Annotated in this window: 23 protein-coding genes and 1 tRNA gene; 12 read left to right on the top strand and 12 right to left on the bottom strand. The window is 58.5% G+C overall.

The window, feature by feature from the left end; all coding sequences use genetic code 11:
• Positions 1 to 160: 160 nt before the first annotated feature.
• Complete coding sequence (locus AC3ZU9_RS15895; protein ID WP_490090972.1) at positions 161 to 4,486, top strand: AvrE-family type 3 secretion system effector; 4,326 nt, start codon at positions 161 to 163, stop codon at positions 4,484 to 4,486.
• An 84-nt stretch (positions 4,487 to 4,570) separates the two neighbouring features.
• On the opposite strand, the gene AC3ZU9_RS15890 is transcribed toward AC3ZU9_RS15895, so the two are convergent.
• Positions 4,571 to 4,647 (bottom strand) — tRNA-Met (locus AC3ZU9_RS15890).
• A 191-nt stretch (positions 4,648 to 4,838) separates the two neighbouring features.
• The gene (locus tag AC3ZU9_RS15885; protein ID WP_102061535.1) at positions 4,839 to 5,390 is read right to left on the bottom strand and encodes an RNA polymerase sigma factor; all 552 of its coding nucleotides are present in this window, start codon (positions 5,388 to 5,390) and stop codon (positions 4,839 to 4,841) included.
• Positions 5,391 to 5,653: 263 nt separating this feature from the next.
• Between AC3ZU9_RS15885 and AC3ZU9_RS15880 the strand changes: the two genes are divergently transcribed.
• From AC3ZU9_RS15880 to sctU, 11 genes are read left to right on the top strand one after another with little or no spacing between them, the layout of a single operon-like run.
• Positions 5,654 to 6,718 carry a TyeA family type III secretion system gatekeeper subunit gene (locus tag AC3ZU9_RS15880; protein ID WP_102061536.1) on the top strand — a complete coding sequence of 355 codons (1,065 nt, stop codon included), beginning with the start codon at positions 5,654 to 5,656 and terminating at the stop codon, positions 6,716 to 6,718.
• Complete coding sequence (gene sctV / locus AC3ZU9_RS15875; protein WP_046034129.1) at positions 6,715 to 8,808, top strand: type III secretion system export apparatus subunit SctV; 2,094 nt, start codon at positions 6,715 to 6,717, stop codon at positions 8,806 to 8,808. Before AC3ZU9_RS15880 ends, sctV begins: the two co-directional genes overlap by 4 nt.
• 34 nt (positions 8,809 to 8,842) lie before the next feature.
• Positions 8,843 to 9,742: an FHA domain-containing protein gene (locus tag AC3ZU9_RS15870; RefSeq protein WP_064054941.1), complete on the top strand. Its 900-nt coding sequence runs from the start codon at positions 8,843 to 8,845 to the stop codon at positions 9,740 to 9,742.
• Positions 9,739 to 11,097: a FliI/YscN family ATPase gene (locus AC3ZU9_RS15865; RefSeq protein WP_329615967.1), complete on the top strand. Its 1,359-nt coding sequence runs from the start codon at positions 9,739 to 9,741 to the stop codon at positions 11,095 to 11,097. The genes AC3ZU9_RS15870 and AC3ZU9_RS15865 overlap by 4 nt, the downstream gene beginning before the upstream one ends.
• Entirely contained in the window at positions 11,084 to 11,512 is a 429-nt protein-coding gene (gene sctO / locus AC3ZU9_RS15860) for a type III secretion system stalk subunit SctO (protein WP_012722086.1), read from the top strand. The genes AC3ZU9_RS15865 and sctO overlap by 14 nt, the downstream gene beginning before the upstream one ends.
• Positions 11,509 to 11,967: a type III secretion system HrpP C-terminal domain-containing protein gene (locus tag AC3ZU9_RS15855; RefSeq protein WP_043204742.1), complete on the top strand. Its 459-nt coding sequence runs from the start codon at positions 11,509 to 11,511 to the stop codon at positions 11,965 to 11,967. The genes sctO and AC3ZU9_RS15855 overlap by 4 nt, the downstream gene beginning before the upstream one ends.
• Positions 11,964 to 12,977 (top strand): FliM/FliN family flagellar motor switch protein, encoded by a 1,014-nt coding sequence (locus AC3ZU9_RS15850; RefSeq protein ID WP_046034125.1) that lies wholly within the window; start codon positions 11,964 to 11,966, stop codon positions 12,975 to 12,977. Before AC3ZU9_RS15855 ends, AC3ZU9_RS15850 begins: the two co-directional genes overlap by 4 nt.
• Positions 12,974 to 13,627 (top strand): type III secretion system export apparatus subunit SctR, encoded by a 654-nt coding sequence (gene sctR / locus AC3ZU9_RS15845; RefSeq protein WP_102061539.1) that lies wholly within the window; start codon positions 12,974 to 12,976, stop codon positions 13,625 to 13,627. Before AC3ZU9_RS15850 ends, sctR begins: the two co-directional genes overlap by 4 nt.
• 7 nt (positions 13,628 to 13,634) lie before the next feature.
• Positions 13,635 to 13,898, top strand: coding sequence for a type III secretion system export apparatus subunit SctS (gene sctS, locus AC3ZU9_RS15840; RefSeq protein ID WP_102061540.1), 264 nt, complete (start codon positions 13,635 to 13,637; stop codon positions 13,896 to 13,898).
• Positions 13,899 to 13,908: 10 nt separating this feature from the next.
• Positions 13,909 to 14,697 carry a type III secretion system export apparatus subunit SctT gene (gene sctT, locus AC3ZU9_RS15835; protein ID WP_122810050.1) on the top strand — a complete coding sequence of 263 codons (789 nt, stop codon included), beginning with the start codon at positions 13,909 to 13,911 and terminating at the stop codon, positions 14,695 to 14,697.
• Positions 14,694 to 15,791: a type III secretion system export apparatus subunit SctU gene (gene sctU, locus AC3ZU9_RS15830; protein ID WP_122810049.1), complete on the top strand. Its 1,098-nt coding sequence runs from the start codon at positions 14,694 to 14,696 to the stop codon at positions 15,789 to 15,791. The genes sctT and sctU overlap by 4 nt, the downstream gene beginning before the upstream one ends.
• Here the strand turns inward: sctU and AC3ZU9_RS15825 are convergent, their stop codons facing one another.
• The 10 genes from AC3ZU9_RS15825 to AC3ZU9_RS15780 form a co-directional block, all read right to left on the bottom strand.
• The gene (locus tag AC3ZU9_RS15825; protein WP_490090971.1) at positions 15,792 to 16,142 is read right to left on the bottom strand and encodes a transcriptional regulator; all 351 of its coding nucleotides are present in this window, start codon (positions 16,140 to 16,142) and stop codon (positions 15,792 to 15,794) included.
• Positions 16,143 to 16,153: 11 nt separating this feature from the next.
• Positions 16,154 to 16,357 carry an HrpT family type III secretion system protein gene (gene hrpT, locus AC3ZU9_RS15820; RefSeq protein WP_490090970.1) on the bottom strand — a complete coding sequence of 68 codons (204 nt, stop codon included), beginning with the start codon at positions 16,355 to 16,357 and terminating at the stop codon, positions 16,154 to 16,156.
• Positions 16,354 to 18,495, bottom strand: a complete 2,142-nt coding sequence (gene sctC, locus AC3ZU9_RS15815; RefSeq protein ID WP_102061544.1) for a type III secretion system outer membrane ring subunit SctC — start codon at positions 18,493 to 18,495, stop codon at positions 16,354 to 16,356. The genes hrpT and sctC overlap by 4 nt, the downstream gene beginning before the upstream one ends.
• Positions 18,496 to 18,509: 14 nt before the next feature.
• Positions 18,510 to 18,875: a CesT family type III secretion system chaperone gene (locus AC3ZU9_RS15810; RefSeq protein WP_102061822.1), complete on the bottom strand. Its 366-nt coding sequence runs from the start codon at positions 18,873 to 18,875 to the stop codon at positions 18,510 to 18,512.
• A 28-nt stretch (positions 18,876 to 18,903) separates the two neighbouring features.
• Positions 18,904 to 19,122: a hypothetical protein gene (locus tag AC3ZU9_RS15805; protein WP_102061545.1), complete on the bottom strand. Its 219-nt coding sequence runs from the start codon at positions 19,120 to 19,122 to the stop codon at positions 18,904 to 18,906.
• Between the two features lie 87 nt (positions 19,123 to 19,209).
• Complete coding sequence (gene sctL / locus AC3ZU9_RS15800) at positions 19,210 to 19,806, bottom strand: type III secretion system stator protein SctL (protein ID WP_490090969.1); 597 nt, start codon at positions 19,804 to 19,806, stop codon at positions 19,210 to 19,212.
• A gap of 2 nt (positions 19,807 to 19,808) precedes the next feature.
• A complete protein-coding gene (locus AC3ZU9_RS15795) occupies positions 19,809 to 20,366 on the bottom strand; it encodes a type III secretion protein (RefSeq protein WP_102061547.1) in 558 nt (185 codons plus the stop codon).
• Positions 20,359 to 21,180, bottom strand: a complete 822-nt coding sequence (sctJ, locus tag AC3ZU9_RS15790) for a type III secretion system inner membrane ring lipoprotein SctJ (RefSeq protein WP_490090968.1) — start codon at positions 21,178 to 21,180, stop codon at positions 20,359 to 20,361. Before sctJ ends, AC3ZU9_RS15795 begins: the two co-directional genes overlap by 8 nt.
• Before the next feature lie 495 nt (positions 21,181 to 21,675).
• Positions 21,676 to 21,876, bottom strand: a complete 201-nt coding sequence (locus AC3ZU9_RS15785) for a hypothetical protein (RefSeq protein ID WP_145994238.1) — start codon at positions 21,874 to 21,876, stop codon at positions 21,676 to 21,678.
• A 182-nt stretch (positions 21,877 to 22,058) separates the two neighbouring features.
• Positions 22,059 to 22,985, bottom strand: a complete 927-nt coding sequence (locus AC3ZU9_RS15780; protein WP_490090967.1) for a sigma 54-interacting transcriptional regulator — start codon at positions 22,983 to 22,985, stop codon at positions 22,059 to 22,061.
• Positions 22,986 to 23,384: the final 399 nt, after the last annotated feature.

The following is a 23,384-nucleotide window of genomic DNA, read 5'->3' as shown; positions in this document are numbered from 1 at the left end:
GTGCCGTGCGGGTTGGCTCTGTGTGGCGGGAAATCACCCGCGTACAGGTGAACGGTCTGTTCGAGTGCATGAAGCTGCCGTCGTGATTAGTCACACGTGGAACCAAATAAAGCCGGGGCCCACTAGACAGCTGTGATTGATTTCGTTCGGGAGCACTACCATGCACATAGAACTCGACCCTCTTAAGAAATTACAGCACGACCTTAGCAAGGTTTTGCCGAGGTGGAGCCAGGAGTCCCACCCGCGCAGCCCCCCGCCATTGTTGCCGAACATGTCGCTGAACCACTATCGAACGCTGCAACCGACCTCGATGCAGTTCGATGTCGGTCTCAAAGACGGGAAGGTACAGGCTGATACGACCCTGGCAGGGCGTGATATCGCCCATCACCTCAACCAACCGAATAAACAGTATGTGACCGACGGTCCTTCTGCCGCTGGCAGCCGGACCTTGCGGATGAAGGATGAGCGCCAGTATCTGTTCCATATTCAGTCCACGCCGGCGGTTGCTGCGGTGTTCAAAAGCAGTCTTCCTGATGCTTCCGGCGGTGCCGTTGATAGCCCAGGCCGTGCTCATATCGGGAGTGTCAGCGCTGTTCAAACGACTGTAGAGGGCCAGCAGTTCCGTCTGGAGGGCGGGCGACTGTTTCGCTTTGAACCCCTCACGTTGTCCTGGACGCCCGACACGGATGCCCGTGCATTCAGCCGTATTGGCCTGACGAAAGAAGGGCAGTTGCTGAAGACCCCCGAGGGGTTTGCAGACAGCAGCGCGCAAGGGCGCATGACGGCGCTGCTGAGTCAGTCCCAGCAGGGTTCGTGCGTGCATCTTCAGGGCGTTGGCGCGCAGGTCCTGCACCCCGTCGATGAGACAGGATTGCCTGTGCAGCTCACGCGTATTGGGGTGTCGGGAAGCACGTTGTACGGCGCTACCTCGGACGGTGAGTGCGTCTTTGCAGACCTGCGCACGGCGCAGGGTCACGCGCTGCCGATGGTCCCGCAACCGGTCGACTCGCTGGAGCGGGCGTTGAAGGGGGCCGTCAGTGTGGAAGGTTTCTTTCATGATGACGCGGGGCAACTCAATGCCCAGGTTCGCGACGCACGCCAGCAATTGCACAGCGTCCCCTTGAGTGAGGGCAACGCACTCAGCCCGCAATGGAACCTCAGCGATGTGTTGGTCAAGGGGATCGAGAAAGGTCTGCCGCTGCCCGGCCTGCAGGCGCTGGCGGCGGCGGTTGATCTCGGGCAACGGGGCAAGGTTGCGCTGGATGCCGGCAGTCTGCTGACGTGGGATGACGCGGCCCAGCGCTGGGAAAACGCGGCCCAACCGGATCTCGAGCATCTGGAGCGGGGGCTGGATGGTCGCGCCTATGTACTGCAAGACGGGCAGTTGAAAGCGGTGGCCATCAGTAAAGTGCGCGACCCGTTGATTGAAGGGGCCAGCCATGATCTGGCGGCTCTTCCTGCGCCGCGCCCGCACGTCTCCCTGGACGAGGTACTCGCGGGGGATAGCCACCGGCGCGTGACGGGATTCGCCGTGGCGGATGGCCGTAATTTTGTCACCGTGGACCAGGATAACCAGCTTCAGGTCCATCAAGACGGGGTCTCCAGGCCGTTGCCCCTGTCCCCGCCGATTGACATAAAGACACTGGCGTTGGATCACGAGGGCAATCTTTATGCGCACACCCGGGGTGGCGAGTTGTTCAAGGCGGATCATCAAGCCTGGCAAGGCAATACCGCGGTTGCGCAAAGTTGGCGCAAGGTTGAACTCCCGGATCGACAACCTTTGGAGTCGCTGCGGATGGGCGCCGATAAGCACTTGGTGGGCGGTTGGAATAAGCAGTTCCACCGACTGGATACGGCCACCGCCAGTGCGATGGAGTGGGGCCCGGTGTTATCGACCACCCCGGCACCGTCACTGGCCGACAAGTTGGCGGGCATGCAGGTGCGTGCACCGTTTTCCGGCGGTGCGCTGACGGTAAGCAGCAACGTCATGGGGCAAACGCGGGAGGGCATGCCGCTCAAGCGCGATTTTTTCCAAGGGGTCAAGGCGCACTTCCACCCTTTGCAATCGCTCAGCCAAATGGGTAGGGATATACAGCAACACTTCAAAGGCCGGCGGGGGCTGGAGCCGGTCTATGCGGACGGTAAACGCTTGCACGACCAGCTCCAGCCCCTGGCACAGAGCAAGCCGGTGGCAACTGATCTGGAAGCGCGGCTCACGGCCCTGAGCGGGCCGGGGCCGCGGCAGGCACTGGCCGGGCAGATCCGCGACGCACTGACCACGGTCGAAAAAAGCAGCCAGTCCAGCGCTCGCCGCCTGGGGGATACACACGGGGTCGCGTTTGACCCTCGGCCCACATTGAGCAGGGCGACGATTAACCCTGGTTCAACGCTGCATCAGCTGTATGAGGCGTTCAAGCGGGTCTCTCCGTCGGCGGAAAAGTCGACCGCTGTGATGTTGGCCAACTTTGAGGGACAGAACCTTGCGCTTCCCGCTTGGCAGCCAGGACGCAAGCGCGACCTGGACCATCCCTCGGCACTTATCGAGGGCGACCTGATTCATCATGCGAACACGCTCAAGCAATTGGCGGACCTGGCTCAAGCGCTTGACGGTATGTCAGGTCATAGCCCAACTGCCCTGGCGCGTATTGAAACGTCGCTGAACGACATCATGCAGGCGTTTAAAGACAGCCCTGTACACACAATGGCCAGCCAGGGTATCGCCAGTTACGGTCAGGCGGAGTCGCTGTACGGTAACTTCAAATTGTTGGCCAAGGACCTTGGAACACCAGGATCGGCTCTTCACTGGCATCTCTCGGGCCTGTTGGGGATGCCCTCCGATGCGTCCATCAAGGAGGCAATGACCCAGCAGGTACAGCAACTGGGCAGTGGCCAGGCACTTGCGCCTAGCCGCACCCAAGGTAAAAGCCTGGGGTTGATGGTGACGGGGATAAAGCCCATGGCATCCGTGGAGTTTTTTTTGGGAGCCTCCAAGTCTCACACCCACGGCGTGAGTATCAGCCGTACCGACAAAGGTGCTCGGGTTGAGATCAGTGCGGACGATATGCGGCGACTCGCCGGTTCGGTGGGCTGGGGGCAGACACTAGGCACCCGGCCGGGGCCGGTGGGTCCTGGTTTCAGGGTCGCTGGGGAACTGACCGCGGCGGTGGCCAAGACCACCGGGGCGAGCATCGAATTTGACGTCAAGGAGGCAGATTTTGGCAAGATGATGTCGATCCTGACCGGCGAGAAGGGCACGGTCTACGACTTGCTGGCGCTGGGTGACGAGCACGCTGCCGGCACGAGTTCGAAGCTCAGTGGTGATGTAAGCCTGGACGCGCTCGCGCAATTGCGCTTGATATACAGCCCGCAGGAAAACATCGCCGAGCTGGACTCAGTGATTCGCGCCGGCATCGGTTGGGTGGGCAACCTCAATCTCGCGCATGCGGACAAGAGTCAGTCCACCACGCACACCGCAACGGGCGCCAGCCAATCGACGTCAACCAGTGCGCAACTGCTCAGGCAGGGCGGCATGGGGGCCAATTTCGCGCCGGTCAATGTATTGACGTTAGGCAATCTCGAAAGCGGTGGGCCGAGCGTGGTTGGGTTTGCGTTGCCGGAGCTCTCGGTCATGGTGAAGTTTGATCGGGGGGAATCGCAGGCCTTCAGCTTTACTTTCAAGCATCCGGAGCCGGTCACTCAGTCGCAGATTGATGACCTCAAACGCAGCGTCTCGGCCTATTCGTCGACCTTCAAGCATGATTTGGCGGGCATTGATCAGTCGGGCACTACAGCGGATCAACAGTTGGCTACAGTGCAGCGATTTCTCGCGGCCCATCCGCCCATGGCGACCAAGCCGGACGCTTACCATGCCATCAGCCAGTCGCTGGATAAGTTGATGACCCAGCAAGACCTGGTGAAAAACGGGCTGCGCCAACTGGCGTCGGTCGAGTCCTCCGTCACACGCGTGGGGCTACGCGACGATGGGCGTCATGCCTGGCTGGATGATGTGGCGCCGGCCAATAAAGCGGCCATTGAACAGTGGTTAAAGGACGACCCTCAACTTGCCCGGGTGATCAATCAGTTGCAGCACGGTGAGGGCACCTCGGTGAAGCTCGGCATGGAGCTCAAGCCGCAGGTCCTGCGCACGATAGAGCGTCGCCATCTTGCCGGTGACAATACCGAGCCGCTGATCCGGCAGGCCCTGAGTGATCGTCGCAACCTGCGGGTTAAAAGCATGAGCCTGAGCTACACCGCCACCCAGTCCCATGGCATGTCCATACCCGCCGGGGCGAATCTCAGCTTTTCCAGCAGTGCCGGCTTGAGTTACACCCAGAAGCGTGTGAATGCTGACCTTGAATACGGAGTGGACCCCGATAAACCGTTGCGAATGAACCTGAACGATACGTTGGACAGCTTGCCCAGGCATGACCTGACCATTGACTTGGCAGACCAGCGCGTGAGGACACAAAAACCAGCAGTGATCTGAATCGCCTCCTCTCTACGGCGGCACCGGCACTTTTCGCTAGGCATAAAAAAACGGCTTACCTTTCGGTAAGCCGTTTTTAGTACTTGGTGGCTACACAGGGACTTGAACCCCGGACCCCAGCATTATGAATGCTATGCTCTAACCAACTGAGCTATGTAGCCAAGTGGCGCGCATTATTCGCGTAGAACGGGAATGCGTCAAGTATTTATTTTGAGTTTTTATCTGCGCTTTCAACTGTTTAAGCGAAATCACGGGTTCGGACGACGAGTGGTTCGCGATTCACCCTGTCGCGTACCAGAAAAGCCTGATCGCGTTGGGCAGATATCCCTGCCGCCCAACGCGTGGCCTGACGTTAAGGAAACTTCGGGTTTTGAGTGGCGCGTTTGAGCTGTTCGCGCGCCCTTGATAGGCGCGAGCGGACGGTGCCGATAGGAATGTCCAGTGCGTCAGCGGTGTCCTGGTAGCTGCCGTCGGTTTCCAGTGAGGCGTAGAGCGTCTTGCGCATTTCGATTGGCAGGTGGTCGATGGCACTCAGGGTTTTTTCCAGGCGCCGGTTGATTTCAAACTCCCAATCCAGGTTGTGGTTATCCTCTTGGCCATGCCAGAGCGACTCGTCAAATTCGCAATGCACCGGCTTGGCGTACAGGCGCCTGAAGTGGTTGCGTATGAGGTTTTGCGCGATGCCGCACATCCACGTGCTGAGCGTGGCATTCCCGCTGAAGCGCTCGCGGTTGCGCCAGGCTTCCAGGTAGGTCAATTGCAGAAGATCGTCTGCATCTTCGGGGTTGAGTACGCGTTTGTGAATGAAACGCCGAAGTTTTTTTTGTTGGTCGTCTGTCAGGTGATGCATGAATTGAGGCGAGCTGCCAACGAGGTGCGCTAAGGCTTCAATAGGGATATTCATGGTTTTTTCCTTGGTGTAGACGCAGTCGAAAGGGTGTCGACGGGAACCCCTTTTGCACTGGCTGTGCCAAAGAAAATTTTTTATTAACGTATTGATTTATATAAATAAATATCTTGTATTGATGCGATTTTGTGCAGCGCCTTGCATAGACCATTGAAGGCTTGTGCAAGTCTTTTCAAAATGGCCGTGCAATCGTCTATTGATGGAACCGCATGGTCGGGTCTTGCCACACAGGGAAACACTCTTCCTGTTCGGGCCTGTCCATGAAAGTTGAATTTTCCCCCGATGTGCAACCGGTCCAACAGCTGGATCAGCCTGCTGTCATCCAGTCCTCCGTTCCTGCGCCCGTCAAGGGCATGGATGAACTCGCTTTGCTGTTCAACCAGGAAGTGGACACTAACAGTCGCACGTTGGGTGAGAGGAAGATTGGCGTGCGCGTGCTCCCATCCGAGCAGCTTGCGCATATCTATGATCAGTTGGGCCATCCAGCCCAGGCGACCCTGGCAAGTTTTTCACGTCGCATCCGCTGGCAATTGCTGCAGCAACCGAATGTCGACAAATTGCTGGAACTCGCGGGCGGGGACCCGGCCCGCGCGTTTGTGGTGCTCAAGTATGTGGCGGCCCAGGCGGACACCGAGGTGCGCCCGTCGGAAGCGGCCTTGGCGCGTGATGCGATTGCCAAGTTGGAGGTCCGTTACAAAGGGGAAATCCAGGCGGGCCTGAACATTGCCGTGGCGTTGCAGGCGGCCTCTGTCGACCCTCAGGAGCGCCAGGCGCTACGCACGCTCTACTATGCCAGTGTGGTCACACGTCAATCGTTGGCGACGATGATGCATGCGCTGCTGGGCGTGTACGGCGGCGACCGGTTTGCCGACGGGCTGAAGGTGATGCGAAAGGCCTTGGCGGACGATATCGCGGCCAAGGTGTCGTCAATGCCGACACCTCTGTTGCGTACTTTGCTACTGGGCCTGCAAAGCTGTGGGCAGTTGAGCGGGGTGCTGGCGGGGTGTCACGCGCTGCTTCAGCGCCTGGGCATCGATCATGACGCTGTGGGTCTGCTGCAGCGCCTGTTGGGTTTCGCCGGCAGCGGCATTTCGACTGCCGAAATCCTAAGGTTTGGGGATGATTTTGGTGGGGCGTCGGAACGCCAGAAATTGTTGTCTCTGAATGCGCTTTACCCCTTGGTCCAGCAATTGCCATTGGCGTTGTGGCTCGATAGCCGAGTACGTGAAGAAACCCTGCGTGGCTTCCTGGCAGTGATGGGAGAAATGGAGCGGATTGCGCGTGGTCCTGCACGTTTTCCCGATGAGCTGGGGCCCCTGGCGTGACTGCGCTTTCGGCCATCAACCGGTTTTTGCTCAAGGTAGCGCAGCGCGCCGAAGTGCTGGGCGCCGTGGTGGTGATGGCCATCGTATTCATCTTCATCGTGCCGCTGCCTACCTGGCTGGTGGACATTCTGATTGCGCTCAATATCTGCATCTCGTGTCTGTTGATCGTATTGGCGCTGTACCTGCCGGGCCCCCTGGCATTCTCGTCGTTCCCCTCGATTCTGCTGTTGACCACCATGTTTCGCCTGGCGCTGTCGATTGCGACAACGCGCCTGATCCTGTTGGAACAGGATGCCGGTGACATCGTCGAGGCCTTTGGCAATTTCGTGGTCGGCGGCAACCTGGCTGTGGGGATGGTGATCTTTCTGATCCTGACCCTGGTCAACTTCCTGGTGATCACCAAAGGCTCGGAGCGGGTGGCCGAAGTGGCGGCGCGTTTCAGCCTGGATGCGATGCCCGGCAAGCAGATGTCCATCGACAGTGACTTGCGCGCCGGTTTGATTGACGGCATGCAAGCCAGGGACAAGCGGGAGCAGTTGTCCCGTGAGAGCCAGTTGTTCGGTGCCATGGACGGGGCGATGAAGTTCGTCAAGGGCGACGCTATCGCCGGCTTGATCATCGTCGTGGTCAACCTGTTGGGCGGTTTCTCCACGGGCATGTTCCAGCACGGTTTGAGCGCCGCCGACTCGATGGCGCTGTACTCGGTGCTGACCATTGGTGACGGCCTGATTGCGCAGATCCCGGCGCTGCTGATCTCCCTCACTGCTGGCATGATCATCACCCGTGTGGCGCCGGATGGGCGCAAGGGCGTCAGCAATATAGGGGCCGAAATTGCCCGGCAGATGACCAGCGAACCCAAGAGCTGGATGATCGCTTCGGTAGGGATGCTTGCCTTTGCCGCGGTACCCGGCATGCCTACCGGGGTGTTTATCCTGATAGCGCTGATCACCGGCAGCTTGGGGTATTACCTGGCGCGTCAGCGCCAGCGGCAAGAGCAGCCGGAAGCTGAAGTCGCCGACGTGGTGCGTCCCGAAGAGAACGGTCGTGAGGACTTGCGTGGGTTTGATCCATCGAGGCCCTACCTGTTGCAGTTCTCCCCGGCGCTGCGGGGGACGCCTGAAGTGGCTGATCTTGTGCACTCGATTCGCCAGGCGCGAAATGCGCTGGTCGCGAACATTGGCCTGACACTGCCACCGTTCGAGGTGGAACTTGATGACTCGCTGGCCGACGAGGAAATGCGCTTCTGTGTGCATGAGGTACCGATGGTCAAGGCGTCGGTGGTCAACCTCGTGGCGGTTGAGCGTAAGGCGCTGACGGTTGAGCCTGAACACGGCATACCGGGGCTGGCAGAGCGCGATGAACAGCATTGGGTCTGGTTACCGCTGGGCGATCCGCTGCTCGATGATCCGCAGTTGGAGCGCTTCACCGCCGCGAGCCTGATTGTTGAGCGCATGAAGCAGGCCATGATGCTCAGCGGGCCGCAGTTCCTGGGAATCCAGGAGAGCAAGTCAATCCTCAGTTGGCTGGAGCACAACCAGCCGGAATTGGTCCAGGAGCTGCAGCGGATCATGCCGCTGTCACGTTTTTCGGCGGTGTTGCAACGCCTGGCCAGCGAGGGTGTGCCGTTGCGCGCGGTGCGGCTGATTGTCGAGTCGCTGATCGAGTACGGTCAGCATGAGCGTGAACCGGACGCGTTGGCCGACTATGCGCGCATTGCGCTCAAGGCGCAGATCTACCATCAGTACAGCGAAGCTGACGGCCTGCATGCCTGGTTACTGTCGCCGCAGGCGGAAAACATCCTGCGTGAAGCTCTACGCCAGACCCAGACCGGGGTGTTCTTTGCACTCGACGACGAACACAGCGCGGCGCTGGTCAACTTGCTCAATCAAGCCTTTTCGGTGCGCCCCAAACTCAAGAGCGTGATGCTCGTCGCGCAGGACTTGCGCAGCCCTTTGCGTACGTTGTTGCTGGAAGAATTCAACCACGTACCGGTGCTGTCTTTCGCCGAGCTGGGCAGTACCTCCAAGGTCAAAGTACTGGGGCGCTTCGACCTTGGCCAGGACGAGTTGATGCGCGGGGCGGTGGCATGAGCGCTGGACGATGTCCCGCAGGGAGGGCGCGATGATGTTTGAGTTGCGAGTGCTCGATGGGCTGCATCAGGGCGCTGCGTTGCCCTTGTTTGGGGAGCAGTGGAGCATCGGTGCCCACGTCGATGCTGACTTGGTGCTGAACGATCCGGGTATCGCCGAGCACCATGCGTGGCTGAGATTCATCGACTCGAACTGGTCAGTGCAGGCCGAGGCAGGACTGTTGCATGGGGCTGATGGTCAGTTACTGGCACAGATCGCACGCTTGGCGCCGAACGTCACGTTTTCGGTGGGAGGCGTGCGGCTGTGTGTCACCTCGGCCGATCAACCCTGGCCCCAGGCGCCGGCCCCTGCACCGGTAGCGTCGCCCCAGGTCAATGATCCGGCGCGGGTACTTAAGTTATCGACCATCACGCACTCGCAGCAAAAACGCCTGATTACCTTGGTATTGGTGGTGACGGTCATCTTCATCGTGGTGGGCATGGCCTCCACGGGTGAGCCTGAGGCCCAGGCTTCCTTGATGCCGCCGGTTGTTCAGAAACAGGAACTGGCCTCGCCGTTCGAAGTGCGCCAACAGTTGTTGAAGATGCTCGGCGAGCGTGAATTGAGCCAGCGCGTGAATTTGCAGGTCATCAATGGGCAGGTCGCGCTCAGTGGGGATGTCTCACAGGATGATGTCGAACTGGTCGCACGCATGCTCAACCGTTTTGGCGAGCAATTTGACAGTGCGGTGCCGGTGATCAGCCGTGTGCGCGTACGGGATGGGGCGTTGCCGTTCAAGATTGTGCAGATCGTGGGTGGGCCCAATGGCCATGTGGTCCTGGAGGAGGGCAGTCGGCTGTTTGTCGGGGATGAAGTGGATGGCCTGCGCCTGGTGCTGATCGACAACAGCAAAGTGGTTTTTGACGGCGTACAGCGTTATGAGGTGCGCTGGTGAACGCGCAACTGCAAGCGCGTCTCGATGCCTGGCAGCAGCGCCAGGCCGAGTCGCTGGCGACCTTCGCGCCCGTGACGATGCGGGGCCGCATCCAGCGCGTAAATGGCATGTTGTTGCAGTGTCGACTCCCCCAGGCGCGTATCGGTGATTTATGCCGTGTGGAGAAAAAGCCGGGCGACTATATGCTCGCAGAGATCATTGGTTTCGATCAGCAGGATGCTGTGCTCAGTGCGCTGGGCAACCTGGAAGGGGTCCAGGTGGGCGCCGGCGTCGAGCGCCTCGGGGTCGCGCATCGGGTGCAGGTCAGCGAGGCACTGCTGGGCCAGGTGCTGGATGGTTTCGGGCGGCCGATCTCGGGCGAAGGTCCCGGTGCGTTTGTCGAGGCCGACTTGCCGGACACCAGCGCAGTGTTGTGTGAGGCACCGTTGCCCACCGAGCGGCCACGGATCCACCGCGCGCTGGCCACTGGGGTGCGTTCCATCGATGGCCTGTTGACGCTGGGAGAAGGCCAGCGCGTGGGCCTGTTCGCCGGGGCCGGTTGCGGCAAGACCACCCTGTTGGCCGAGATCGCCCGTAACGTGGAGTGTGACGTCATCGTGTTCGGCCTGATCGGCGAGCGGGGGCGCGAGCTGCGTGAGTTTCTCGACCACGAGCTGGATGAGCAACTGCGTTCCAAAGCGGTGCTGGTGTGTGCCACCTCCGATCGTTCCAGCATGGAACGAGCGCGTGCCGCGTTCACGGCGACGGCGTTGGCTGAGGGTTATCGGCGCAAGGGCCTGCGCGTGTTGCTGCTGATCGACTCCCTGACCCGTTTCGCCAGGGCCCAGCGAGAAATCGGCCTGGCCGCCGGCGAGCCCCTGGGCCGTGGGGGGCTGCCACCGTCGGTGTACAGCCTGTTGCCGCGGTTGGTTGAACGCGCCGGGTTGACCCGTGACGGCGTGATCACGGCGATCTACACCGTGCTGATCGAGCAGGACTCGATGAACGACCCGGTGGCCGATGAAGTGCGCTCGCTGCTCGACGGCCATATCGTGCTGTCCCGTAAGTTAGCCGAGCGTGGGCACTATCCCGCGGTGGATGTGCTGGCGAGCCTGTCGCGGATTTTGAGCAACGTCGCCCAGCCCGAGGATATTCAGGCGGGTACGGCGTTGCGACGCTTGTTGTCGGCCTATCAGCAGATCGAGCTGATGCTCAAGCTGGGGGAATACCAGCCAGGGAGTGATGCCTTGACCGACCTGGCTGTGGACAGTCGCCAGGCTGTCGATGGTTTCTTGCGCCAGGACTTGCGTGAGCCTGCACCGATGGCGGCGACGCTTGCGCAACTCAAGGAGCTGACCACCTATGTCCCATTCTGATGTGCTGCTCAGTGAAGTGGAGACGCTAAGGCGCCTGCGCCGGCACCGTGCGGATCGGGCCGAGCGCGCCCTGCGTGAGGCTAAGCGTGCCCAGCAGGCCCTGCTTGCGAATATCCAGCAGGCCCAGGATGCGCTTGAGCACACTCGGCAAGAGGAGGCCCTGCAAAGTGCTCGGTTGCTCAGCCAGCACCAGGGGCAGGTACTGACCTTGAAAGCCCTGAAGTCCTGGGGCGGCCAGGAGCGTTCCTTGTCTGCCAATACCCGTCGGGACATGGGGCAGTTGGAGGCCTTGCAGGGGCAGCGCGAAGAGAAGCAAACCCGCGTCGGCACAGCCCAGAAACAGGTCACTGAATGCCTGCGGCAGGTGGAAAAACTTCAGGAGCTATCCCTTTTATTGGCGCAGGAGCCGACATGACCCAGGTTTCAGATAAACCCGCTGAACGTCCACGCCGACGTGACCCGCGAGAGGAGCGAGAACCCGGGGGCGCAGGTGGGGTGCCTGCGGAGCTGACGCGGTTGTTTGCCCAGTGTTGGGCCGCTGACGATGAGGGCTCAGGGGCGCAGGCGTCCCTGTTCGGAACCCGGGCGTCGGGCGATGTTGTCATGATCGGGGCGCTTGCCGAGCAACTGGCGCCGCGTCTGCAGGCCGCGCCCCAGTGGCCGCTCAAGGCCGTCTTGTACTTGCCCCGCCTGGGGCGGATCAACGCCAGTGTGCGCCGCGAACAAGGTGCCTGGAGTATCGACCTGGAAGCGGAGGACGCTGCGACGGCGCGTTGGTTAAGCGGCGTGCGGCAACAGTGTGAGGATCGGTTTGCGGCCACGCTGGGTCAGCCGGTCAGCCTGCATCTGCCCACTGTCGGCTGCGCATGATAGTGCCGCTGCTGACAGTGCCTTTGGTTAAGAGCAGCACGGTTGCCGCGCGACGTCGACTGGGCCGTGGCCTGAGCCTGGCGTTTCAGGTGGCCGGGCAGGGTGGCCAGTTGCGGCTCGAGCCTGGGCGTGCCCCCGCAAGAGGCGAAGCGGTGTGCTTCGAAACGGTGTGTGGCGTGCTGGCGCTCGCCGAAGCCGGTCCGTTGCTCAGCCTGCTGGGCGAGTGCCCTGTGACGTTGGCCCCCTCCGGCAACGATCCGGATTCCTGGTTCTGGGAGCTGTTCCAGCTTCACCTGAGTCCTCAGGTGCGAGCCTTGTTGGGCTATGTGCGATTGCTGGAGACCGACCGACCCAAGGCGTTTGGCTGCCGACTCAGTGTGACCCTGGGGCAAACCCGGGTCGAGGGGTATGTGTGGCTGAGCCCGGAGAGTTTCCTGGCGTTGTGCGATGCCGGCCCGTGGCGTGGCCGCGCCGGGCCGATGCCCGCGTCGTTTCGACTGGCTATCGCGGTGACCCTTGGGCGTTTGCAGTTACCGATCGCGCAAGCACGCAGCCTGCGGGTCGGTGATGTGCTGGTGCTTGAGCAGAGCTTTTTTCTAGCCCAGGGCAATGGCTACGTACAGGTTGGCACACACCGATTGCATGGGTGCATTGACGATGACAGTGGGCCGTTGTGCCTGACCCTTACTTCAATCGAGGAGACGTCTGTGGACGAAGAATTCATAGCCCCCCACTACGCCGGGGAAGAAGACGATGAACCCGTGACGGACGTATTCGGTCACGAGCCATTTGATGAACTGAGCATGGCGCTGAACGTACGCTGCGGCACGTTGAACCTCACCCTGGGCGAGTTGCGCAACCTCGCGCCGGGTGCGGTGCTGGGCATTGCCGGTTACGCACCGGGCATGGCGGGCCTCTATTACGGTGATCGGCCTATTGGCCAGGGACAGTTGGTGGAAGTCGACGGGCGCCTGGGTTTGCAGTTGTCGCGCGTGATGTTCGGTCGATGACATTTCAGGGGGTAGACCCCCTCATCCTCGCGCTATTCATTGGCGCGTTGTCGTTGATGCCTATGCTGTTGATCATCTGCACATCCTTCTTGAAGATTGTCATTGTGCTGATGATCACCCGCAACGCTATCGGTGTGCAGCAGGTGCCGCCGAGCATGGCCATCAATGGCATCGCGTTGGCTGCCACGCTGTTTATCATGGCGCCGGTCGGTTACGAGATTGCCGAGAGCGTCAAGGTTGCGCCCCTGGACACGAGCAGCGTGAAGATGTTCCTGCAGACGGGGCGTGAGGCGATCCAACCATTGTGTGCCTTCATGCTGCGCAACGTGGACCCGGATGTGCTGACGCATCTGTTGGAAAATACCGCGCGCCTGTGGCCCGCGAAAATGGCCCAGGAGGTACAGCGCGAAGACCTGATCCTGCTGATCCCAGCGTTTGTTCTGTCGCAACTGCAGGCGGGCTTCGAGATCGGCTTCTTGATCTACATCCCCTTCATCGTCATCGATCTTATTGTCTCCAACCTGCTGCTGGCGTTGGGCATGCAAATGGTCTCGCCGATGACCATTTCCCTCCCGCTCAAACTGCTGTTGTTCGTGATGGTGTCCGGCTGGTCGCGTCTGCTCGACAGCCTGTTCCTTTCCTATCTTTGAGGGGCTTATGGAACCGATTGTGCTGTTCAAGCAGGGCATGTTGCTGGTGGTGGTGCTGTCGGCGCCACCGTTGATTGTGGCAGTGGTGGTGGGGGTGATGACGTCGCTGGTGCAGGCGCTGATGCAGATACAGGACCAGACGCTGCCCTTTGGTATCAAGTTGGTGGCGGTGGGTATCACGTTGGTCATGACCGGGCGCTGGATTGGCGTGGAGTTGATCCAGCTGATCAATCTGACCTTCGACATGATCGGCCGCTCGGCCCTGAATTGAGGTATCGCCAGTGCTGCTATACCTCGAGTTTCTACCCAGCCTGCTCATCGGCATGGCGCGTATCTACCCCTGCGCCCTGCTGGTGGCCGCGTTCTGTTTTCAACATATACGCGGCAGGCTCCGGGGCACCATTGTGATGGTCATGGCGCTGCTGCCTGCACCGGGTATTCATGCGGCCTTGGAGGGGCAGGACTACTCGGCGCTGATACTGGCCGCGCTGGTGCTTAAGGAGATGGCGCTGGGGTTGCTGCTGGGGGTACTGCTGTCGATGCCGTTCTGGATGTTCGAGTCAGTGGGGGCGCTGCTGGATAACCAACGCGGCGCTCTGGCTGGCGGCCAGCTCAACCCCTCGTTGGGGCCGGATGCGACGCCGATTGGACATTTGTTCAAGCAACTGGCGATTTTCCTGCTGATGGTGAGCCTGGGGTTGGGCACGTTGACCCAGGTGATCTGGGACAGCTACCTGATCTGGCCTCCCACCGCATGGTTCCCGCTGCCGACGGCGAATGGCATGAGCGTGTTCATCGACCTGTTGGGTGACACCTTCACGCACATGTTGCTCTACGCCGCGCCCTTTATCGCGGTGTTGCTGTTGCTCGAATTCGGTATCGCGCTGCTGGGCGTCTACAGTCAGCAATTGCAGGTCAGCACGCTGGCGCCACCGGTCAAAAGCCTGGCGGGTATCGGCATCCTTCTTCTCTACTTTGCGCTGCTGCAGGACCTGATCGTCGGGCGCATGAGCCTGCTGGGCGACCTGAGACACTCACTCGGGCTATTGATCAAGGTTGCAATCCCATGAGTGACTCGGGCGAAAAAAAGCACCCCGCGTCAGCCAAGAAACTGCGTGACCAGCGCAAAAAAGGCCAGGTCGCCCAAAGCCAGGACGTTGCAAAGCTGCTGGCATTGACGGCCATCAGCGAGATCGCCTTGTTCACCGCCGAGACCAGCCTGCAACGTTTCCAGCAACTGATGCTACTGCCGTTGTCACGCCTGACCCAGCCCTTTGCGCGAGCGCTGGAAGAAGTGCTGTTTGAGGGGATGACAGTGTTTTTTTCGTTCGCCCTGTTGATGGTCGGGGTGGCGATTACCACGAAGCTGATCAGCAGTTGGATGCAGTTCGGGTTGCTGTTCGCTCCCGAGACGCTGAAGCTGGATTTCAATCGCCTCAATCCTATCAGCCAAGTCAAGCAGATGTTCTCTGCCCAGCAGTTGATGAACCTGCTGATGAGCATTGCGAAGGCCTGCCTGATTGCTTCGATTCTGTATGTAGTGATCTGGCCCTCATTGGGTACGCTGATCAACCTGGCCACCAGCGATCTGCAAAGTTACATCCTGGCGTTGATTGCGCTGTTTCGTCACTTGCTGCATGTCTGCCTCGGTATGCTGCTGGTGCTGGCGCTTATCGACCTGATCATGGTGAGGCACTTTTTCGCCAAGCGCATGCGCATGACCCAGGTGGAGGTGGTCAAGGAGTACAAAGACATGGAGGGTGACCCCCACGTCAAAGGGCAGCGGCGTTCGCTGGCGTATCAATTGGCCCAGGAAGAACCCAAGGTCAAGCTGCCCAAGCTGGAGGAGTCCGACATGCTGGTGGTCAACCCGACGCACTTTGCTGTTGCCCTGTATTACCGTCCCGGTAAAACGCCGCTGCCGATGCTGGTGAGCAAAGGTACCGACGATGAAGCGCGCACATTGATCCGCCGCGCCAAGGCGGCCGATGTGCCGGTGATCCAATGTGTATGGCTGGCGCGCACGCTCCACACGAACAAGCTGGGCGCAAGCATCCCTCGCGAGACCTTGCAGGCGGTGGCGCTGATCTACCGCACCTTGCGCGAGCTTGATGATGAGGCCAAACGCGAAACCCTGGAGTTGCCGGAGCTTGAACGGCGCTGATCAGCGGATCGAACCAGTATCCAAGGCTTGCAGGCCGGCCAGTGACAGCATCCGGCTGAGGATCCTGTCGAGCGCGCTGTTGGAGGCAGGCAGTGCATGCCAGATCACCAGGGCGTACTGGGCGTCGAGGTAAACAAAACACCCATCGAACGCCAGTGCGTGCTCACAGCGAAGCTCCAATACCCGCTGCAATTGCCCGGTCTGCAGCGCTTCGCGAGCAACTTGCAGGGCGAGTCCCGGGCGATCTCCAGCGTGCAGTGCGCTTACCTTGATACCGGGCGCGAGCGGCAGGTGAGCAGCAGTGCCGCTCACTAGGTTGTCCAGAAATACCTTGCGTTGATCGTCGGGCATTTACGAGGACCTCACCGTTCCAGCGATACCGTCTGGTAATCCGCACGTTCGCCGGCGGGGCCCGGCTCAACGCGCATTTGCGGCGGCCACCAGATCACCATCTTGTCCTTGGTCGATTGTGGGCGTGAGCACGAGTCTCCCTTGCAGGTGGGGGTGCAGCCGGCGACGAGCAGTGCCGCGCTGATCAGCATGACGCACAGTACAGGGTGTTTCATGGCGTGGCCTTCTGAGTGGGAGTGATCAAGGAGGGGCGGGGCACACTTAGGTGTTCATCCTTCACCACGGGGCGCATGGCAATAAACACCTCGGCTTCTTCACCCGGCTTTAACCAGGCACGCGGCCACACGGTGACCGCCAGGGTCTGCGAGTTGCTGCATTCCTTTTCATCGATACGCACATTGCGTTTGAACTGGTTGCGCAGTACCACGACCGCCACGTTGTATTCAGGGCCGGCGTACCACTGGCTGCGTTCGGTATTCAGCGCCAGCAAGTCACGGGTGTTGCACAAGGTGTTCAGCCCCAGCGGCATCGGCGCGGCGTTGAACGCTTTGGGCACTTCCCCACTGACCAGGCGGGCCAGCGTAGTGATGATGTCACTGCGTTTGATCACCGGCTGATGCGGCGAATAGCGCCTGGCCAGTGGTGTGAGGGCCGCTTGTAACTCAGCCTGGTCGTCCTGTGGCAAGTAGCGCGATGGGTCGTCCTGGTCGCCGATGACGCGGGGTGTCAGGATAAACAAGCGTTCACGGCGATTGTTGTGGCGTTCTGTCGAAGAGAACAGCGCCTTGCCCAGCAACGGAATATCCCCCAGCAGCGGAATCTTCTTTTGCTGGTCGGAACTGTCTGTGACATGGAAGCCACCCACTACCAGCGAACGCTTCTCCTGCATCACGGCCTGGGTGCTGACCTTGCCCCGGCGAACGTCGGGGTGATTGGGGTCTCGCTCGGGATTGGTTTCGTCGAAATTACCGTCTTCGATATCGACGACCAAATGGATCTGGTGAACGCCGCGGCCCGTCGTTACCCGGGGAACCACTTGGAGGCTGGTGCCCACCGTGACAGGCAAAATGGTTGCGTAATCTCTACCGGGGGTGATGTATTGGGTGCGGTTGAAGTCGATCACCGCCGGCTGGTTTTCCAGGGTGAGCACCGAAGGGTTGGAGACCATGGTTGCCAGGCCCTTGGCCTCCAGTGCGCGGATGTCGGCGTAAAAACGATCACGGTTTTCAATCGAAACTTGCGACGAGGTGCCAGGTGCCATGTTGACGCCTCCGCGGAAGCGACTGTTCTGGAAACCCCAGTTCACCCCGAATTCACGCAATTGCGTACGTTCGATATCGAGAATGATTGCGTCGATTTCGATCAACTTGCGCGCGACGTCGAGTTGAGTGATCAGGTCGCGGTACATGGCCTGGCGTTCCGGCAGGTCATAGATCAGCACAGCGTTATTGCGCACATCGGCTTCGACGCGGATCCGGCTCTTGGAGACCGGGGCGCGTGGCGTGACTGTCGGACCCGTGTCCAATTGTCCTGCGTTGCCATTTGCACCGAGCATTTGGCCCAGTAACGGATTGCCCAGCCGAGGTACATTGGGGGTTAGAGGGGACGGCTGGGATGAATCGGGTTGGCTCATCCCCGTTAGCGTCGAGGCTGAGCGGGGCTCCAAGAGTCCCCGCAAAATGTTCGCGACGCCGGGGACAATGAGCTTTTCACCGCGGTAGTCCACTTTGCGGTCTGCGGCATTGGCGAACTTGAGTGGGAAGCTGAGCACGCTCTGTTTTTCATCCGCCGAGCGGCGTTTGCTGCTGAACTGTTTGATCTGTTCGATGTAGGTTTTGGGGCCGGAGACCAGTACGACACCGTCTTCAGGCAATTCGCCCCAGCCGAAACGGCTATCAAGCAGGCCGATATCGGTCAGCGCCTGCTTGAGGTCGCTGATGGTCTCCGAAGAAACCTCCAGGCGCGCGGACTCTTGCTGGTCCAGCGTGCTGATGAACAGGGTGTTGTTGTAGAGATACCACTGAAAACGGTGCTCAACGCCGAGTCTATCCAGCATGGATTGCGGGGTGTTCGCGCGGATCTTGCCGTTGACGTCGCCCTCCAGCAGCCCCTCGATTTGCAGTTGCGTGCCGAAGGTCCGGGCAAAGTCTTCGAGCACTTCGCGTAGCGGTTTGTGCTCGGCCTCATACGCGTAGGCGGTGTTTTTCCATTCGGCGGGGATGGCGGCGACGGACGGATGCACCGGGGTCAGCAAACAGGCAAATGCAATCAGGCATCGCCAATCGGCACGGCGGGATGACGTTTCAGGCCGTTTCATGCGCAAGCTGCTGCGCTTGTTGATCTTGTTATGCATAGGGGCTTCCCTGATTAGTGCAACAACGAACGTAGCGAGGTCGGTTTGAGTTGATGGGCCGGCTTATTCAGGCGCGCAACGGTGGCGCGCCAGGTATCGCGTTGGTTGAGCAGGGACTCCATACAGCGCTGCAGATGCTGCTCGTCCTGTGGGTTATGCACGCAATGAGTCAGCCAGAGTTCACCACTGGCTGGGGCTTGAGCGAGAGCACCTTGAAAGTGAGCGAGGCTGATTGCCCCCAGGCGCATCCAAGTCATCAGCATTGATTTGTCCGGGGGGTGTTGAGTCAGTTGAACACTTAGCACCAGGGTGTCCGAGCAGTGACGTAGGACAATTTCGTCATTGTTCTCGAATAATCTGAATTCCCCGGCGCCACTCATCAAGTACGCCGCAAACCATTCTTTCAATTTACGGCACGCTATCCAGGCCGGATTTGAGTAGCATGTGCTTCACTCGATTTTGCTCTTGCACGATATATTCTGAGGTGCGGTGTTGCTTTAGCAGGGTAAAAAATAATTCGACATCTTCCTCTGATCCAGAGTTGTTTTCTGCCGCGTAGTTGTAGTCTCTTTTAACGAGCCTTGCATCGCTTAGAACTCTATCTTTGAAACCTTCTAAATATTTCATGGAAATTTCCTCTGACGGTATATTCCTTCTTGGTTTGTATTTCCAAATGGTTCCATTGAGAGCCATTTATATTTCATTAAATGTGCTTCAGCTCCGTTCATCCGAAGGGCTGCCATCGGTTTTCATCAGCGCATTAACCATGGAGATCCAGTCAATACGAAAATCGCTCTCTTCTGTGTTCAATAGGAGCGTTTGAGGGGCGAGGGTGTTTTCCGTGCGCAGCGTCCAATGATGACTATCGACACTGTCAAGGCATCGCCTCACCGTCTCAAGTTCATGTGGGTTACAAACCAGCGTTGCCTTGATTGCAGGAACGTGGCATGCGAGTAGTTGCTTGATCAGTGCGTTAATACGTTGCGGGGCAGGTGTTTCTTCAAGCAAGAGGTAAATAGTCTGGTTGGCAATTGAAGTGGCATATTCCTCGAGGTTGTCACACAAGGACTGGCGGTCGACTTCCCAGCGTTTGAGTTGGGCATTGGCACGTTGCCATATTTCAAGCCCCGCTTTTTCAAGCATGCCTTCCTGTTGTTCTTTCGCCGCCCTCAGTAATTGCCTGGCCTCCGCCTTCGCCCGCTCTACTACGTCACCGGCTTGGGTGTAACTTGCCAGGGTTTCGCAGGAGATAAGGCTTCCCGGCACGGTCGGCGTTCCACCGGGTGAGGTGATTGTGCGTCGACATAACATTGTTAATCTCCCGGCGCCCATGAATCAGGAACGCTACTGTTGTCGTTTATTGCGCCTATACGCCACACCACGGCATGCCAGAGCGTATCGAGACGGCTCTGCGAGCCATTGAGCGTCAGTGGCTTTTCTTCCAAATCAAGTACGCGTCGTCGAGGAAAGCGCAGCCTGATCCTCTGCCAGGTCGCAGGGGGGATCCAGGCGCGTAGCAATTGCAACGGATCGTTATCAGGCTGCACGATATCAAGGGGTAGCGCCTTGGACAGTCTGTTACACCACAGGTGATGATGTTCCTCTAAAGGGGTTGCATAGGCAGGTCGGCAGATGCCGTCGATCAGCGCAAGTCCCAGGTCAAGCTGGTCTGCTGAAGCAGTTGCCAGTTGAAGCAATGCGGGGTCGGGCATTGAAGGCAGGCAGGGAGTGACGCCGTAATGTGTCGCCGTTACTACTTGCCCGCTGCGATGAAGTTCTACAAGCGCTGCATAGTTATTTGTACTTTTCCAGTCTTCATGCGCATATAACCAGGGGGCCGCCCACCATTGGGCCCATGAAAGATTACTCATTGCTTGAATGAGCAGGCACGTCCAGGGAGGGCCCCTGTGTTTGAGCCGGTAAGACAGACTCCTGCATACCCCGTTGCTTTCGCTTTTGCCAGAACATGCCTGCCGTAATCATCAGCACTAAGGCAAGCAGCGAGACAGTCAGACCGGTTCGCCAAAAGCCGAGGTCATCTCCCGGAACCAGAAACGGCCCGAAGTAAGCCAGACGTTGTTGTTCCAGATAAGCTGTCGCCGGCACGAATACGACAGTCAGTTTTTGTGGGTTATCGACCGCCGTGGCCATCCCCGGAATACTACTTGCAACCATCCGGCGAACACGTGCCCTGATGTTGTCGGGATCAAGCCGCGGATCATGTTTGATAAACACCGACGCAGAAGCGGGTTGTACCGGCTCACCCGGAGCAACACGCTCGGGCAGTACCACATGCACGCGGGCCACGATAACGCCGTCAATGTTCGATAACGTTGTTTCCAGTTCCTGGGACAATGCATAGATATAGCGCGCTCTTTCTTCAAGCGGCGTGGAAATAACGCCTTCTTTACGAAAGGTGCCGCCCAACGTCGCGCGTGCCGCTCTAGGGAGCCCTACAGCCTCCAGCGTTCGTACGGCGCGCGCAATATCGGTTGCATTGACGACCACGATAACGCCATCTTTTGCGGGAACTTTAGTGGCGCGGATATGTTTGTCAGCCAGCTCCGCTACAACTTCGTTGGCTTCCTGTTCGGTTAGCTGGCGATGTAGTTCGACCCGTTCACTGCAGGCCTGCAGCGTGAACGAGAAGCCTATAATTAATAAGATAAGTCGCAGGCGATTCATTTTAACCTACTGAAGGCTGCTGATTTTATCAATGCATTGAGCCGTTTTACCGACACTTTTTGACAGCATTTGCTGGAGCAACAGTGCGTCAGAAAGCTGGCCCGGATATTTCCGAGCTTCCTCAAGCTTATTCGGACTGCTCAATGCACGCAGGCTTTTGGTCATCCGGTCTGTCACGGTGCTTAGTTTACCTACGGCCTCGGAAAGTAAGCTCGGTGTGCTTGGGAGACTTACTCTCAGGTTCGGGCGTGACGGTGGGGCCATGGCTGAGTTGAAAAAGTTCACATCCGTACTTGAGGAGAGGCTCTCAGGTAGAGTGGAAGTTTCAGTAAAGTAGTTGACTTCAGAAGATTTTATAATGGCTATCATTATATGGCCCTGTTACGCACAGTTAAACATCGCATTGTTCATTGTTGCTGGTGGTAAGGTTTGCTCCTTTTGTTAAAGTAACCTTCTCGCACAGGATGTCGGGAAGGTTACTAGGGGTTTAACCGGTCATACTTGAAGCTTATCGGATGCTGCCTTTATGCCAGCGGTGTTTTGGTTCTCCGCACTCTTAAATGCGTTTTTTACGCCGTCCGCACGCTTTTTCGCCTCTGCGGCCTCAAAGCCAGCATCAGCGTCTTGAGCGGACATACCGCCACTGCCGTAACCGCCCGAATAAGGTGAATAGGATGATCCGCTAGGAATAGTCATAGTGTTTCTCCGTGTATAACGTTAATTTTGCTGGGCTTAGCAAAACTTCAAGTCTTGTACAAAAAGTAGAGCCGTCCCGTGATTTATGTGGTTCAAGAAATTTATACGTTCCATGTATTTCTGGATGCTCTGTTTGGAGAAATGTAACCACTTATGCTGGGCGCTGGTTGATGGGGGCACTCTCAGTTCAGTGATACCCCCAGGTGCTTAATCCGGTGATAGAGCGTTCTCTTGGCAACACCCAGTTCTATTGCCGCCGTGTCAACACAGTGGCTGTTTTGACGAAGAGACGCTTCAATCAGCGACTTCTCCACCTGATGCAAACGGGCCTTCAGGTTCATTACTATTTCTTGGTGGGTTATCACGGTCGCGCAGAGCGGCGGCAGCCCCAATACGAAGCGCTTCGCCGTGGAGCGTAATTCGCGGACATTGCCCTTCCAGGTGTGGCACAGCAACTGTTGTAACAACTGCTTGCTGGGAGGCAGGGGGATGGGGAGTTTGAAGTGATCAGCCTCCTGCTCAATCATGTCCAGGAACATCGGTATGATGCGCTCTCGCCGATCTCGCAACGCTGGCAGCTGAATGCTGACGACATTCAAGCGAAAGTACAGGTCGCGTCGGAAAGTGCCTTGCTCGACCATCTCATCCAGGGCGTGCTGGGCAGATGCGATCACGCGCATGTCCACCGGGATAAATCGTGTCGAACCCAAACGCTCCACCCCACGGCATTCCAATACGCGTAATAGCTTGGCTTGCAGCGTCAGCGGCATGCTGTCGATTTCATCGAGGTATAAGGTGCCCAGATGGGCCGCTTCAACGAATCCGGCCCGGGACTGCAGGGCGCCCGTATAGGCGCCACTGTTTACGCCGAACAATTGACTTTCGGCAAGGCTTTCAGGGATGGCGGCGCAATTAACGGCAATGAAGTTTCCTTTGCGACGGGACAGGTGGTGTATACGTTGCGCCAAGGTATCTTTACCGGTGCCGGTTTCTCCCAGTAAAAGAATATCTATATCGAGAGCGGCCGTGTTGTTTACAGTCGATTCGATGCTCGGACAATCAGAAAAAGTTATACCCGTTATAAGCCTGTTCTGGCTGAGCGTCGACATAGTGGTGTGCTCCGATGCGGTGGCCACTGTATGAGGGCATATCTCCATATGTGCTCAGTTAAACAGGATTTTTTTATATTGTCATGATCCCCTTAGGTCTTCAGGTGCAATAAAAAACGCAAGGAGGGGTGATTAAGTAAGTTTTAAGTGTTGGGCAGTGCAGTTGGCGGTATTTTATGTAAGAGGAGTCTTAATTTTGTAGGGGATAGTTTTAATAAGGTGGCTTTTTATTGATATTTTATGAGGAGGGGCTTTAGCTGATACTGGTTAAAATGTATGAGTAAATATCTCACTCATGAATTCTTTCGTATTGAACTGGGGAGGGCTATGCGAGCTGTTTTTAATGAGGACCGTTCACGTCTAAACGCTTGACGAGGATCAAGCGCCCACAAAAAAGCC

This window comes from Pseudomonas sp. A39 (genome assembly GCF_058145955.1).
The sequence above is the reverse complement of the archived record's forward strand: the minus strand, read 5'-3'. Positions and strand labels throughout refer to the sequence as shown.

Coding starts and splice junctions, on each gene's coding strand:
- AC3ZU9_RS15895 (WP_490090972.1), top strand. CDS start 161: ATGCACATAGAACTCGACCCTCTTAAGAAATTACAGCACGACCTTAGC.
- AC3ZU9_RS15885 (WP_102061535.1), bottom strand. CDS start 5,390: ATGAATATCCCTATTGAAGCCTTAGCGCACCTCGTTGGCAGCTCGCCT.
- AC3ZU9_RS15880 (WP_102061536.1), top strand. CDS start 5,654: ATGAAAGTTGAATTTTCCCCCGATGTGCAACCGGTCCAACAGCTGGAT.
- AC3ZU9_RS15870 (WP_064054941.1), top strand. CDS start 8,843: ATGTTTGAGTTGCGAGTGCTCGATGGGCTGCATCAGGGCGCTGCGTTG.
- sctO (WP_012722086.1), top strand. CDS start 11,084: ATGTCCCATTCTGATGTGCTGCTCAGTGAAGTGGAGACGCTAAGGCGC.
- AC3ZU9_RS15855 (WP_043204742.1), top strand. CDS start 11,509: ATGACCCAGGTTTCAGATAAACCCGCTGAACGTCCACGCCGACGTGAC.
- AC3ZU9_RS15850 (WP_046034125.1), top strand. CDS start 11,964: ATGATAGTGCCGCTGCTGACAGTGCCTTTGGTTAAGAGCAGCACGGTT.
- sctR (WP_102061539.1), top strand. CDS start 12,974: ATGACATTTCAGGGGGTAGACCCCCTCATCCTCGCGCTATTCATTGGC.
- sctS (WP_102061540.1), top strand. CDS start 13,635: ATGGAACCGATTGTGCTGTTCAAGCAGGGCATGTTGCTGGTGGTGGTG.
- sctU (WP_122810049.1), top strand. CDS start 14,694: ATGAGTGACTCGGGCGAAAAAAAGCACCCCGCGTCAGCCAAGAAACTG.
- AC3ZU9_RS15825 (WP_490090971.1), bottom strand. CDS start 16,142: ATGCCCGACGATCAACGCAAGGTATTTCTGGACAACCTAGTGAGCGGC.
- hrpT (WP_490090970.1), bottom strand. CDS start 16,357: ATGAAACACCCTGTACTGTGCGTCATGCTGATCAGCGCGGCACTGCTC.
- sctC (WP_102061544.1), bottom strand. CDS start 18,495: ATGCATAACAAGATCAACAAGCGCAGCAGCTTGCGCATGAAACGGCCT.
- AC3ZU9_RS15810 (WP_102061822.1), bottom strand. CDS start 18,875: ATGAGTGGCGCCGGGGAATTCAGATTATTCGAGAACAATGACGAAATT.
- AC3ZU9_RS15805 (WP_102061545.1), bottom strand. CDS start 19,122: ATGAAATATTTAGAAGGTTTCAAAGATAGAGTTCTAAGCGATGCAAGG.
- sctL (WP_490090969.1), bottom strand. CDS start 19,806: ATGTTATGTCGACGCACAATCACCTCACCCGGTGGAACGCCGACCGTG.
- AC3ZU9_RS15795 (WP_102061547.1), bottom strand. CDS start 20,366: ATGAGTAATCTTTCATGGGCCCAATGGTGGGCGGCCCCCTGGTTATAT.
- sctJ (WP_490090968.1), bottom strand. CDS start 21,180: ATGAATCGCCTGCGACTTATCTTATTAATTATAGGCTTCTCGTTCACG.
- AC3ZU9_RS15785 (WP_145994238.1), bottom strand. CDS start 21,876: ATGACTATTCCTAGCGGATCATCCTATTCACCTTATTCGGGCGGTTAC.
- AC3ZU9_RS15780 (WP_490090967.1), bottom strand. CDS start 22,985: ATGTCGACGCTCAGCCAGAACAGGCTTATAACGGGTATAACTTTTTCT.